The sequence below is a fragment of the Alkalihalobacterium alkalinitrilicum genome, from assembly GCF_002019605.1.
GTDB classification, from domain to species: domain Bacteria; phylum Bacillota; class Bacilli; order Bacillales; family Bacillaceae_F; genus Alkalihalobacterium; species Alkalihalobacterium alkalinitrilicum.
Genome location: NZ_KV917368.1, coordinates 1,698,616 through 1,712,219 on the forward strand (window position 1 = coordinate 1,698,616; position 13,604 = coordinate 1,712,219).

The 13,604-nt window shown below is 35.4% G+C and carries 9 protein-coding genes, 1 pseudogene and 1 riboswitch; of the genes and pseudogenes, 2 read left to right on the forward strand and 8 right to left on the reverse strand.

Annotation, left to right across the window (positions count from 1 at the left end; genetic code table 11):
• Window positions 1–240: 240 nt before the first annotated feature.
• From BK574_RS07960 to BK574_RS07975, 4 genes are all read right to left on the reverse strand, one after another.
• Window positions 241–1,032, reverse strand: a complete 792-nt coding sequence (locus BK574_RS07960) for a VOC family protein (protein WP_078428217.1) — start codon at window positions 1,030–1,032, stop codon at window positions 241–243.
• 217 nt (window positions 1,033–1,249) lie between these two features.
• Window positions 1,250–1,870 (reverse strand): hypothetical protein, encoded by a 621-nt coding sequence (locus BK574_RS07965; RefSeq protein ID WP_078428218.1) that lies wholly within the window; start codon window positions 1,868–1,870, stop codon window positions 1,250–1,252.
• A gap of 14 nt (window positions 1,871–1,884) precedes the next feature.
• Window positions 1,885–2,322 carry a hypothetical protein gene (locus BK574_RS07970; RefSeq protein WP_078428219.1) on the reverse strand — a complete coding sequence of 146 codons (438 nt, stop codon included), beginning with the start codon at window positions 2,320–2,322 and terminating at the stop codon, window positions 1,885–1,887.
• Entirely contained in the window at window positions 2,316–5,915 is a 3,600-nt protein-coding gene (locus BK574_RS07975) for an AAA family ATPase (protein WP_238457980.1), read from the reverse strand. Before BK574_RS07975 ends, BK574_RS07970 begins: the two co-directional genes overlap by 7 nt.
• Window positions 5,916–6,151: 236 nt before the next feature.
• Between BK574_RS07975 and BK574_RS07980 the strand changes: the two are divergent.
• A pseudogene (locus BK574_RS07980) lies at window positions 6,152–7,268 on the forward strand (IS4 family transposase).
• Window positions 7,269–7,537: 269 nt separating this feature from the next.
• Here the strand turns inward: BK574_RS07980 and BK574_RS07985 are convergent.
• Together BK574_RS07985 and hmpA are read right to left on the reverse strand one after the other, a co-directional pair.
• Window positions 7,538–8,521 (reverse strand): MFS transporter, encoded by a 984-nt coding sequence (locus BK574_RS07985; RefSeq protein ID WP_238457981.1) that lies wholly within the window; start codon window positions 8,519–8,521, stop codon window positions 7,538–7,540.
• Window positions 8,522–8,756: 235 nt separating this feature from the next.
• Window positions 8,757–9,992 (reverse strand): NO-inducible flavohemoprotein, encoded by a 1,236-nt coding sequence (hmpA, locus tag BK574_RS07990; RefSeq protein ID WP_078428221.1) that lies wholly within the window; start codon window positions 9,990–9,992, stop codon window positions 8,757–8,759.
• Between the two features lie 190 nt (window positions 9,993–10,182).
• On the opposite strand from hmpA, the gene BK574_RS07995 reads away from it, so the two are divergent.
• On the forward strand, window positions 10,183–10,617 hold the full coding sequence (locus BK574_RS07995; RefSeq protein ID WP_078428222.1) for an Rrf2 family transcriptional regulator: 435 nt from the start codon (window positions 10,183–10,185) through the stop codon (window positions 10,615–10,617).
• Between the two features lie 199 nt (window positions 10,618–10,816).
• Here the strand turns inward: BK574_RS07995 and BK574_RS08000 are convergent, their stop codons facing one another.
• Both BK574_RS08000 and BK574_RS08005 read right to left on the reverse strand, forming a co-directional pair.
• Window positions 10,817–12,553, reverse strand: a complete 1,737-nt coding sequence (locus tag BK574_RS08000; protein WP_078428223.1) for a methyl-accepting chemotaxis protein — start codon at window positions 12,551–12,553, stop codon at window positions 10,817–10,819.
• Window positions 12,554–12,757: 204 nt separating this feature from the next.
• Window positions 12,758–12,845, reverse strand: a riboswitch (cyclic di-GMP riboswitch).
• 181 nt (window positions 12,846–13,026) lie between these two features.
• Complete coding sequence (locus BK574_RS08005; protein ID WP_078428224.1) at window positions 13,027–13,515, reverse strand: 2,4'-dihydroxyacetophenone dioxygenase family protein; 489 nt, start codon at window positions 13,513–13,515, stop codon at window positions 13,027–13,029.
• Window positions 13,516–13,604: the final 89 nt, after the last annotated feature.

Consider the following 13,604-nt stretch of genomic DNA (forward strand, 5'->3'; position numbering starts at 1 on the left):
CAAAAAGACGACCGTAAAGTTTAACAGTCGTCCTGAAGGCTTTTACATCTCGGAAAGTACAAATGACTTTCAACTAAACCAGTGGCAATGAATGTCTCGAATATCCATCTCCTTCGTAATTATACTTTTCACAAATTGTGTATTTTCTATTTCCTACAGAAGTTTTCAGCTTAGCTTTTTTAAAATATTGTGATACCTATTAACTTCAATCCCACAAAAAAACACTACTGTCCCTAGCGATCACTCGCTCAGTTGATGAGATTGACCTATCATAATAACATGATCATCTGGATCTAGTATCGTAAAAAATGAAACATCCTTATATCTCTTGATCTCTGTATAAACAGCAATTTTTTCACTTTGTACAAAGCAATACGCTTCATTGATATCCTCTGTCTCAAACATAAAGAGTACTTTATAAGTATCGCCTTTTATGTAGCGATTATTATTAAGTATTATATCCGCACCTTGTTCACTTTGGATTTCTACAATGGTTTCATTAGAGGAGAGTTTACATTGTTCAAGACCTAATAACTTCAAATGCCATTCAGCAGCCTTTTGTAAATCCCTCACATTAACAAATACAGCTGGTATACTATTATGTACTGGTGTTGCCACAACTTTTTCTAAAGGTGGAGAAGGGTCTTCTGCATTGCATACCATAAAAACATTTCCGTCTATGTCTTCGAAATTAAAAAAAGAAAGTCCTTCACGGGGCGTTTCAATCTTAAGAGTAATATTTATTCCTAGTTCTTTTAGGTTGTTATAAGCATGTGGAACACTATCTGCACAATACATGAATAACGGTGCATTTTCTTTACTCCATCCTCCGCTATTCATGTTTGCACAATGAACATCATCCAAGATCAATCCAGTATAATCTTCTAATTCCATCCAATATACAGGACCACCGTTAAAACGATCTTCCAATACCTCCAAACCAAGTAACTTACTGTACCATTCTGCCGAATACTTGAGATTACTCACATGAACAATTACACTGGTGACCTTGTTCTTTAAAATCCTTTCCATATAAATATAACTCCTCCAATTGCAGTTCTATATCTATCTATACTTCAACTTTTAATCTACTAATCCTTCTATTTTTTCTATTACTGTATCAATAATTTATTTTTTCTAACTTTCTCTTTTTTTTTTTTTTCGTTTGTCTATCTTTTCCCCATTCTTTTCTAAAAAAATAGCCAACATCCTTCCACATAAAAAGTAGAGAATGATTGGCTACATCAAATCAAAACCTCGGTATAAGGGTATATTGATTAGTCCCGTTCACTGGTACTAAATTAAATATAGTTTCTTTTCGTTCTGGAAACTTTACCGCATAAGTAATCGGTTGTGCAGCATGAGACTCTAATCCTCTAATGGTAATCACACCAGGAACTGGGACAGAATATGCCGCAACATTACTATTAAGCCGATGTACTTCCCTAATAACTTGCCCGTCAGCTAGAATTTGAATTTCATTTCCAGTGTCGCCACGATAATCCCAAATAAGCATTCTCGCTTCTCCTAGACCGTCAAAACCTGTAATTTCAAAGTCTCGTGCATCTATTTGAATTTCGGTATCAGTCTCTATTGTAAATCCCGATTCAACCGCATGGCTGACTCGATTTTGAATCACTTCTATTCCTTCCTCTTGTGACATTGTTGTTTCCGTAAAAAATAGCAGGATAATAAAGAAGATCGTTAGCCAACCAAGTCCTGTTCGGAATTTCTTCTCACCTATAAAAAGTTCACCATCTTCTTCAGTTTTTTTTGAGGTTAACTGTTCTTCTTGGTGATGATTTACAATAGAGTGATCCGTTTGTTCACTTTTCAAAAGCTTTTGCTTGTATTCTTTTTGTTTTTTCAAGCGAATCACCTCCTTTATTTAAACATTTTCACACTAATTGGATACTTTTTATACCAGTAGGACATGAACATTCGCACTAGAATTAAGCTAAAAATGGAAAGAAAAATGGCGATTCCTTTTGAAATAACTTCATTTTCAGCCCATAAATTCATAAACAATAACCCAAATGCTAGACCCATTGTGGTAATAAATAACATTGTTGATAAGGGCCAAAGAACAGGGATGAATTCATATATTTTATGAAACGATCGTACTCGTACTGACAAATATAATGTAAAACTAATGAGAAATAACGCGACAAAATAAATATTGTATTTAGGTACTCCATATTCAATCACGGATTTAATATCAAAAAATGCCATCAATGGGGCAAATAGTAAAAATAGAAAGATAAGAAAAAAGATTGGAAGAAAAAAAAGTGCTAACACTGCGCTTATTATTTGCTTTACCAATTCTTTCCCCCCTTTATCTTGACCATATCCTCAACATCAACTGTTGTTAATTCTTCCACAGAAGCATCCAGTTTTTTAGCATATCGGACGGCATGCTGGCGAATCGCTTCTTCACAAACGTTTCTCACAAGACGACCATTACCACTATCTTCTCTTCCTTCATATTCTTTAAACATTTCTAGTAACTCTTCTTCTGCAGGTTTCGATGCTTTATAGCCTTTACTATGGAACACAAGTCGACTAATTTTTAACATTTCAGTGGCTGAGTAGTCTGGGAATGTTATAATATTCGGAAAACGTGACCGTAAGCCAGGGTTAATCGCTAAAAATTGTTCCATATCCTCCTCATAACCTGCGACGATTACAACGAGTTCATCTTTATGGTCTTCCATCGCTTTTACTAGCGTATCAATCGCTTCTTTTCCAAAAGAATCCCTTGCAAGGCTATATGCTTCATCAATAAAAAGAACCCCGCCTAAAGCTCGGTCGATAACATCTTTCGTTTTTAAGGCAGTTTGCCCAACATAGCCTGCAACAAGGCCCGCACGATCGGTTTCGACTAGAGTATCTGACTTTATGACTGAGATTTCTTTTAACCTTTTAGCCACAACCCGGGCGATCGTCGTTTTTCCTATTCCTGGATTACCTTTAAAGACCATATGTAGGCTTTGATTTCCCATGTCTGGTAAACCAAGTGCTTTACGACGTTTATTCATTTCAATTTGCGCAAATAAACTTTCTACAAATTTCTTCACTTCATCTAATCCGATAATTTTTTCTAAATCTTCAAGAGCAGTTTGTTCCACTTCAATTTCTTCTAAACTAAAGTCATAAGGAATTAATAAAGTTAACTCGTCATTCGTTAATTCAATTTCATCTGAAATTCTTACTGCTTGTTTTCGAATCGCTTCCTCTAACGTATTTCGAACAAGTCGTCCATTACCAATATCTTTCCGCCCAGCAATTTGTTTCGTTTCATACCACTCTTTTAAAGGATTTGTAACACTTTCTGCTAATAAAAAGCCTCTGGATTGTGCCATCCATTCGGTCATTTGGACCATTTCCTCTGCTGAATAATCAGGAAAATCAACATTTAGTGGAAAACGAGAAGCAAGGCCAGGATTTACTTTTAAAAATTTTTCCATATCTTCCGTATATCCAGCAAGTATGACGACAAGATTACCTTTATGGATTTCAACTAAACGCACTAATTCGTTAATTGCTTCTTCACCAACGCCACCACTATTTGAATCTACAAGTGCATAAGCCTCATCAATAAAAAGTACTCCACCCAATGCAGATTCTACTACATCCTTTGTCTTCTCTGCGGTTTGTCCGACATATCCTGAAACAAGTTCTGTTCGACCAACTTCAACTAAATGGCCTTGTTTTATCACGCCAAGGTTTTTCAACATTTCTGCAACATAGCGGGCAATTGTAGTTTTCCCTGTCCCAGGATTACCTGTAAAGATCATATTTATATTTTGTTGTGTCTTTACCTTAATTCCAGCTTCTTTTCTTCTGCGATCCACAAGAATTTGCTTTTCGAGAGTTCGAAGGAATGTCTTGATATGGTCAAGTCCGATAATTTCACTTAATTTCTCTTCAAGTTGGAAAGGTTGTTCTTTTACAATTCCGAAGTCTTCTTTTATTAATAAATTTAAATCACGGTCTATCGTTTGTTCTGCTAGCCGAACCGACTGTTTTCGAATCGCTTCCTCAAGGGTATTCCGCACAAGACGACCATTACCGCTGTCATTTCGTCCAGGAACTTGTTTTTTGGCAAAAAGTGAAATTAATTCTAGCTTTGCTTGTTCTTCAATTACATAATCTCTTTGTTTAGCAAGGATGGTGCAGATTTCAAGCATTTCCTCTGGTCGATAGTCAGGAAATTCAACTTGAAAAGGGAAACGAGATGGTAGACCAGGATTTGATTTTAAAAAAGTCCCCATTTCATTTGTATAGCCAGCTAAAATGATCACTAAATTATCACGATGATCTTCCATTCCTTTCACGAGTGTATCAATTGCTTCTTGGCCAAATGGATCCTGTTTTGTTCGTGATAATGTATAAGCTTCATCAATAAATAAAACTCCGCCAATCGCTTCTTTGATTTTGGCATTCGTTTTCGGTGCAGTAGATCCTACATACTCTCCTACTAAATCTTGTCTCGCCGTTTCTACGAGTTGTCCGGTAGAAAGAATACCGATCGCCTTTAAAATTCTACCGATCAAACGCGCAACCGTTGTTTTCCCTGTCCCTGGGTTACCTGAAAAAATCATATGTAAGGTTAGAGAAACATCTTTTTGGCCCGTTTCCTTACGTAATTTTTGTACTTTTACGGTATCGATTAATTCCTTTACAAATAATTTCACTTCCTGCAACCCTGTTAAGTCATTCAACTCTTTAAGTAATAGCTCAAGAGGTTCCTCATTTTGATTCGAAAGTTGTAATACTGGGATATCGTCAGCACCAATCGTTGCTACAATTGACTTTTCTTGAATTGCTAAATCAATTTTATCGTCTTGCTTAATAATTTTAAGCGCACGTAATTCAATAAGCTTTGAAAAAATCTCATCTTCAATCCACCCTTGGAGACCAGTGACAAATGTTTTCTCATTTTGAGCAAGCCTGCATATGTATTCAATCACTTCTTGTGAATACGTGATCGAAAAATGTGCATTGTTGATCAGCCGACTATTTAAATGAGAAAAAAGGCGGTTTGTAATTTTTTCTAGAGACTTTCCTGAAAGCGGACGTGTAATGGCGATAGAATGAATTGCTGACCTTATCAACATCGGTAAAATATTTACTATATCTTCTTTATTAGATTGATCCGACTCTACCGAGAAAATGATGAAATAATCCTTCGCCTCAACTGTAAGACCCGTTTCTGTCCGGAAATACCCTTTACTAACAAGATGGGATACATAGTTGAGAATTTCTTGAGACGTTTTGTCGACACCTTTGAAACATACCGTACCTATACCGTACTCAAACGCTGCTGCACAATCCGATATAAAATTTGTATGTATTTCGCGATCACTATACGTAGATAAATCAATTTCCATTATTTTACGATATGGAATGAGACGGTGCTGATACAACTGTTCAACTAATATAGAAAGACCTAACATTTTCCCTGTGCCTTTAGGACCCGCTAGCAAAATCGATTGTTGAACAACACCCTTTTCCCCTTGAAGAAACGCTTTCTTATATGCTGCAACTAATTGCTCTATAAAAGGGTCTTGTTCGATAACTTGTTGCCTCAAAGTAAGCCTAATATTTTCAAAAACTTCATCAAGACGATCATAATTCGTATTCGTTCGTAATTGCTGTACTCCTTTTTTGGCATCGCGAGCCACATCTTTTACACTGCTAGAGCTTATTGGTGAATGTTGTTGACTAGGTCTTTGATGGATAGAAGGTGTTGATTTATGTGATGCATATGTATTTGAGTTAGTAGTACTTGTTGGAATTGAATTCATTCTTCCGTTCCGTTTTTTCTTTGTGATTAGTCCGTGTTGCTTCACGTAATCGAACAATTGAACTTCTGGTAAAATGATACGTAACCACTTTTGAAGTGAAGACATAATTACTCCTTTCAAAATTCTCATCAATAATATAAACTTGTGTCCATTATTAATAGTCTAGTTCCTTTATCGATTTATTATTTATATAGTGTAATACACTAGTGTTGCATTAAAAGAAACGAAATATTTAAAATACTATAAATCTTCAATTATTGATTGATTTGGATACAAAAAAATCCTTTACAATGGAAGTACAGGTGGTTCCTGTCCAAATCCAAAAGTAAAGGATATCAGCTATGGACAAGAATACACGATTATCTTCATTTGGTAAATGGGTTGCGCCCATAAATATAAAACTTTTTGATGAACAAGTTGAAAAGTATCAACTTGATAAGTACACAAAGAAGCTAAAAACACTCTCTTTTACTAAGCTTTTTCTTTATGCTCACTTAAATCAAATAGAAAGTCTCCATGATCTTAATACAGCACTGGCTGATGAGAAGTTACAGAAAGAACTTGGATTTAAATCAATCAGTGTCTCTCAGCTTTCTCGTAAGAATAGAGCGATAGACCCTGAGTTTTTATCAACTATCTTTCTTGAACTTGTACGTCTGATTCACCTCAAGACAGAAAAACGAAAAGCCATCCGACCGATTAAAATCATTGACTCTAGTACGATGCCACTCAATCTTACTCGTTGTCAGTGGGCCAAATTTCGAAAGACTAAAGCTGGCGTAAAACTTCACCTTAGGTTAGTTTACGTGGATCAGGAATTGGCATACCCAGAAAAAGCCATTATCACAGATGCTTCGGAACACGACCGAAACCAACTTGAAATACTCGTTGATGATAAAGACGCCATGTACGTGTTTGACCGCGGGTATGTTGATTATGAACGATTTGATCGTTATACAGATGATGGTATCTTTTTCCTATCCAGACTAAAGAAAAACGCAGTTATTCGAGAGATTGAAACGTTTAACATTCCAGAAGGTAGCCCAGTAACATCAGACAAAATGGCCTATATCGGCACAACACAAAAGCGATGTGAAAATGTGTTTCGTATTATTGAAACCGTTGATTCAAAAGGACAATTACTACGCTTGATTACCAATCGCTTCGATTTAACAGCTGAAGAAATTGGAGATCTATACCGTTCAAGGTGGGCAATTGAGCTCTTTTTCAAATGGTTAAAACAGCACGTGAAAATTAAAAACTTTTTTTGGTTATAGTGAAGAAGCAGTTCACAATCAACTGTTTTTAGGACTGATTACGTACTGCCTTAGTGTACTTATCCAACTAGAAATCAAAAGTAAGCAAACACTTTTACAGATCACTCGATGGTTGAAGAGAACTTTATGGCGGCCAGTCCATGTATGGTTCAGTTATATTAGTCCCAAAGGGATTCCGTAAGAACTTTACTAGCTGACCGTCACTTAAGAACTAAATGTATAATTTTACCAAATGGACAGTACCACTTTTCGCTTGGTGTTGTCTTTTTAGCTCATTTGCCACGAAGTGCAAAATACAGAATATTCTAACTTATAGAATGCAGTTTTATGCAACACTAGTAAGTGTAATACTAAGATGAATAATTTTCCAATTCACTTAATTCGACAATCTTCTTCAAATCCCCTGCAAATAAACACAAATATAAAAAGGCACTGATACACAGTGCACTTCTATATTCTAAACCTGGATAGAGCGCTATGAATAAAAACGGTGATTAATACAAAAAGGGCTCCAATAAAAAATTGAAAAGTTGGTATTAACGGTAGCAAACCTGCAATAAAAGAACCGAACATTACACCTAGTGAAAAACAAGCATAAAATAGGCCGAATGCTCTTCCCTTCTCATTTTCTTTGGAACACTCAATAACCGTTGCACTTGTTGATGGAAAGATGAGAGCAAAGCCAATACCATAAAGACCCATCGCTAAAAACATTTGCCATATAGTAAATGAAATTGATAACACGATAAGAGCGATTGATATTATGATTAAACCACTTTTCATAAACACTGTTTTTTCCCATTGATCAAACAGTTTATTAGTTGGAAGAATAAACAAGACGATAGCAACTAATCCAAAAACACTCATTAAGAGACCCGTGATTTCAGATTGGCCATGCAATGCTTCTACTTTTAAAGGCAATAAATAAGTTAACAATCCTAAAGTATAAAGCAACAAAAAGATAGACAAGTAAGCTTGCACTAACGGCTTTATATTCGGAAAAGTCATTGATTTTTTCATGCCGTCTACAGGTTTCGGTGTTGGGCTATTTTTTAAGCAAAAAGCAGCAAGCATACCGAAGACGATCATTAAACTCGAGACGAGATAAAATAAAGTGTCATACCCGTATCTTCCACTAACAATTGCCCCTAATGCTGGACCTGCTATCGCAGCGACACCTACACCCGCACCTGAAAAAGCCATTGTTTTCCCTTTTGCTTTCCGCTTTCCTCTTGTACCTAAATAAGTAAAAGCGGCTGGTACAATGAAGCCTCCTGCAATTCCGTGAAAAAAGCGAACGACTAACAACTGATACGGATTAGAAACGGTCGTATAAAATATAAGTACGATTCCTACCAAAAGCATTCCTAAGTATAAAATTCTTTTTGAACCTATACGATCGATCCAAATTCCTGACAATATATTTCCGATCATATTTGAAAAAGAATACGTCCCAATGATGATACCGACTAGGAGCGGGCTGCCCCGGTGCTCATCACAAATGGAGAAATGATCGGTAGTTGTGAAAATGTATCAATAAATGCAACGGCAATCACGATGTATACTAATACCATTTTAGTTTCACCTACGCAAAAGATTACTTGAAACTCAAATAAGAGAGGAAGCCTTGTTAACTTCCTCTCACCTTTCATTACTAGTTTCTCTAAATTTACTTATCTAACTCCCCAGCAGGACCAAAAAATTCAAAATGAATTTGTTCCTGTGGAACACCCAAATCTTTTAAAGACTGATTGATTACTTTCATAAATGGTACTGGACCACAGAAGTAAAACTCTGCATCTGTACTCTTCACAACAGACTTCAGCCAGTCTAAATCAATGTATCCTTCTTTTTGATAGATTGCAGCAGCACGATCTTCATCTGTTAGTTGCTCATAGGCAACGTAATAATTAACGTTGTTGCTATTAGAAACAGTAGTTGCAACTTCTTCCCCTAGAGCATGATATTTACCGTTAATCGCTGCGTGAATATACGTTACTTGTTTTTCAGGCACACGATTTATTAATGTTTTTAACATACTAATCATCGGTGTTTGTCCAACCCCTCCACTAATTAAGAAAACTGGGCGGTCATTTTCTGTGTTAAGGACAAAGTCACCAGCTGGAGCAGTGATTTCAAGGACGTCACCTTCATTGACATGGTTATGCAAATACGTTGAAACGACTCCAGCTGGAATGTCTTGACGAGCATCCTCTCGTTTCACACTAATACGATAATATCCTGTACCTGATACATCTGATAAACTATATTGTCTAATATGATTATATTCTTCCCCATCAATAACTATTTTTATTGAAATATATTGTCCAGGAAGGAAATCGGAAAGCGCACCTTCATCTTCAGGTTTTAAATAAAACGATGTAATGACATCACTTTCTTGGACTTTTTTAGCTACTGTAAACGGTCTAAACTCTTTCCATCCCCCTGCTTTTCTTTCCGCCTCTTCATACATTTCACGTTCGACTGAAATGAATACATCTGCAATCACTCCATATGCTTCAGACCATGCATTAATAATATCATCAGTAGCCGCATCCCCTAAAACGTCTTTGATCGCCAATAATAAATGTTTTCCAACGATCGGGTAATGTTCAGCTTTTACATTTAAGCTTCTGTGTTTATGTGCAATTTGTCTTACTACTGGAATAATCGCTTCTAAATTATCAATATGAGCCGCAGCTGCATATACAGAGTTCGCAAGAGCTCTAGGTTGTTTTCCTTGCTTTTGATTAGCATGGTTAAAGATATTTAACAATTCTGGATGATTTGTGAACATCATTTGATAAAAGCGCTTTGTAATCGCTTCTCCATGTTCAGCTAAAACAGGTACCGTTGATTTAATAATTTCAATTGTCTCTTGACTTAATGTTTTTGTAGTAGTCATTTAATCATCTCCCCATAATAATTAAAACATATATCTTGAATACATATTTAATTTAAACACGAGGTGAAAAATAAAGCAATATATCAAATACACCTTTTCACTAAATAGACAAAATTCAAATAAATTACTCTTTTTTAGTATTATGATAAAATATTATTAAACCAATTGCTTCCTGATCGGAGGGTGTCATATGCAGTTAACATCTTATACAGATTATTCACTTCGAGTTCTTCTCTATTTAGGGACTCAGCCCGAGAACCAGCTTTCAAGTATTAAAGAAATTTCCTCAGCTTATGGAATTTCAAATAATCATCTTAGTAAAATTGTATTTGAATTAGGGAAACTAGGTTTAATAGAGACAATAAGAGGACGAAATGGCGGAATAAAACTTGCAAAACAACCAAAATCAATTAATATTGGGGCAGTCGTTAGACAAACGGAAGACTTACAAATCGTTGAATGTTTTAACGAAGAAGGAAACCTTTGTATCATCAGTTCAGGATGTAGATTAAAACATGTGTTGAATGATGCCATGAAAGCATTCTTAAAAGTCCTTGATAGTTATACACTTGAGGATATATTAATTAACAAAGATTACTTGAGGACGCTATTACCAAAAGTTTAGTTCGGTCTGTCGTGTGCTTTCATTCTACTTTTTGCATAGCTGAATGAAGCATACTATTGATCCTTTACTTCGTTAAAGCAAGGTCGAAAAGAAATCTCCTACCTATTTAATCAAATTCGGTAGGAGATTTATATAATTATTATTTTAGTTTTTTGCTCTGTTTCGTTAAGAAGTTCTCACTTTTAACTTATTAGGATGATTATAAGCTAAACCTTTTTACACTATTTTGCAATTCTTCACCCATGGTGGCTAATGTATCAGCAACAGAAGTGATTTCTTCCATAGACGCATTTTGCTCCTCTGCTGAAGCAGCAACATTCTGAGCATAACCTGCCGCTTCTTTTGAAATGTGTTCCGTACCATCTACCATTCTTAATAAACTTTCTGAGCTTGTATTGATTTGTTGGATCGCAGCTGAAATATCTTGGAATTGATAACTAACATTTTCAACACCATCTGTAATTTCCTCAAACGCCTTTCCTGCTTGGTTTGCTAGTGTGATCCCCTCTTCTATTGCACGTCCATTTTCACCCATTGCATCTACTGTTTTACTTACTTCTTGTTGAATGTCTTTAATCAATTCATTTACTTGACTACCCGCTCTACTAGATTCTTCTGCTAGCTTTCTTACCTCATCTGCAACAACTGCAAACCCTTTACCATGTTCTCCTGCGCGAGCAGCTTCTATCGCTGCATTTAAGGCTAATAAATTCGTTTGATCAGATATACTAGTAATGATTGAAATGACATTTTCTATTTGCTCAGACTTTTGTCCTAAAGCTTGAATTACTTTTTCCATTTCTATACTTGAAGCATTAATTTGGTTCATTTGTTCCATCGATTGGAATACAACTTGTTTCCCTTTTTGAGCCGTATTCGCTGTTTCTTCTGAAGATTGATTGACCTCTTCTGCATTTTTGGAAATGGCTTCAATTCCAGTAGAAATTTGCGTTACAACATTAGACATCTCTTCGATACTTTCCATTTGTTTTTCAACACCGCTGGAAATTTCCTGTATCGCTTCTGTAATTTCTTCTGTTGCTTTACTAGTTTGCCCACTACTTGCAGATAGCTCTTCTGAAGTCGATGCTACTTGCTCAGAGCTAGAAGACACTTGACCAATGATTTCTTTTAAGTTTTTCGTCATTTTATTTACACTAGTCGCTAGTAAACCAATTTCATCTTTATTTTTAATGTTTAACTCACTAACTCTCAAGTTACCAGATGCCACTTCTTGCACCTGTTGAGATAATGCTTGGATTGGTTTTGATAAATGTCTTGAAAATAAGTATGTAATAACCGTTCCGATTAATAAAGATAACCCTAATGTAATGAGAAGAATATATAAAACTTGATTAGCACCACTGTTGTAATCTGACATATATGAACTTGGTACAATAACCCAGCCCCAATACGGGTCAATTTCAGAATATCCTATTTTCGTTTCATTTCGATCGGGATTACTTGGATGTGGGAAATCATAATAAACAAAACCTCCACCACTTTCAGCAACATTAATAAATTCTTGTACAAAATACGATCCATCACTTGCTTGAAACTCCCAAGCATTATCACCTTCAAGGGATGGATGGGTTTGAACATTTCCTTGGTTATCAATTACAAAAATATACCCATATTCTCCGAGATCTATATTGGTATTTACAGGTCTCGTTCCATCAGCCATTCTTTCCCCTAAAATAAAAGTTTTAACTGTCTCTTGTGCTTCTTCTAAAGACAAAGTTCCTTTATCCACTTCATTATTTAATGCACTAATCATATGTACGACTTGCTTTGTACTATTTTCCAACATGGTTCCACTTAATTGATTTAGACTACTTTTTGCAGAGTTAAAGCCAACAATACCAATAATTAAACTTGGAACCGCTAACAAAAGAAGAATTATAAAAAAGAGCTTTTTTTGAATTGTCAGTTGCATACCCTCAAACCACCTTTTATATTTAAATATCTTGTTAATATAGAAACACAAGTACACCAATGAATTGGCGGTTTTCACAAAATTTATCTATCAATAGACATAAGTTACGATTATATTTTCCCAGTGCCTACCCCCAATAACTGAATGGATCTAGTAGCTTAATATAAAATAAAAAAACATTCCCGTTAAAAAATGTTTCCATAAAACGGTAACTGGCTAGCATAACAAAAAATTTGTATTAGCCCCTAAAGCTTTGCGTCCCTTTGTTTCCAAAGGTTTGCCCTTAACAAATTATTCAATTTATTTGTATAGAGTTGATTAACTAGTTCTATTATCATTTAAAAATTATAAATTTTCAATGATTTTATGTAATTAGTCTCTCTTTTAATCAATGTATATCAAACTACCTTAGTTATAAAGTTACAAAGAGGCCCAAGTTTGCAAGATTACAAACTTGGGCCTCGAATAGGAAACTAGTATGTCAAATTTACGATTGGTATATTATTAGCTTCACAGTAATCAGTGTATTTCTTTAATCGAAGAAAAATATCATCTTGATCAGTCACATTATTATTGTCATCTAAATATTGAATGACCCCACCTAAGAAGAATAACGTAATCATTTCACCTTTGTCTTTATCCACTACTAACGTATGGATATCTCCTGGCGGCTCATAAACAAATGTTCCTGGTCTAGCAACCCAATCTCTTTCTAAATAATACCATTCTCCATGAAGCGGATAAGCGAGAACAGGCCCACCTGTATGTCTATGGCGTCTAATCATCGCACCACTTGACATCTTTGTTAAATGAACCCAATTACCAGTAGTTAAATCAAATCGTAGCGGTTTAAACCATACTCCTTCACTATGTGGAACCCACGGAATACTTTCAATATCAATTGCTCTGTCAGGTAATGCTACTTTTTCAGTGAAAAAATCTAACTCTAAATTTTTAACCATTTGTATCACTCCATTTGTTTTGTAATTAAGGTATACAACTATATTGCAACTTTCATGCCAACAGTAAAAACCCCATGAAACACAGTATG

What these genes read in the sequence shown, in the direction of transcription:
- BK574_RS07960 (WP_078428217.1), bottom strand. Translation starts at nt 1,032, where the DNA reads ATGGAAAGGATTTTAAAGAACAAGGTCACCAGTGTAATTGTTCATGTG.
- BK574_RS07975 (WP_238457980.1), bottom strand. Translation starts at nt 5,915, where the DNA reads ATGTCTTCACTTCAAAAGTGGTTACGTATCATTTTACCAGAAGTTCAA.
- BK574_RS07985 (WP_238457981.1), bottom strand. Translation starts at nt 8,521, where the DNA reads ATGATCGGAAATATATTGTCAGGAATTTGGATCGATCGTATAGGTTCA.
- hmpA (WP_078428221.1), bottom strand. Translation starts at nt 9,992, where the DNA reads ATGACTACTACAAAAACATTAAGTCAAGAGACAATTGAAATTATTAAA.
- BK574_RS07995 (WP_078428222.1), top strand. Translation starts at nt 10,183, where the DNA reads ATGCAGTTAACATCTTATACAGATTATTCACTTCGAGTTCTTCTCTAT.
- BK574_RS08000 (WP_078428223.1), bottom strand. Translation starts at nt 12,553, where the DNA reads ATGCAACTGACAATTCAAAAAAAGCTCTTTTTTATAATTCTTCTTTTG.
- BK574_RS08005 (WP_078428224.1), bottom strand. Translation starts at nt 13,515, where the DNA reads ATGGTTAAAAATTTAGAGTTAGATTTTTTCACTGAAAAAGTAGCATTA.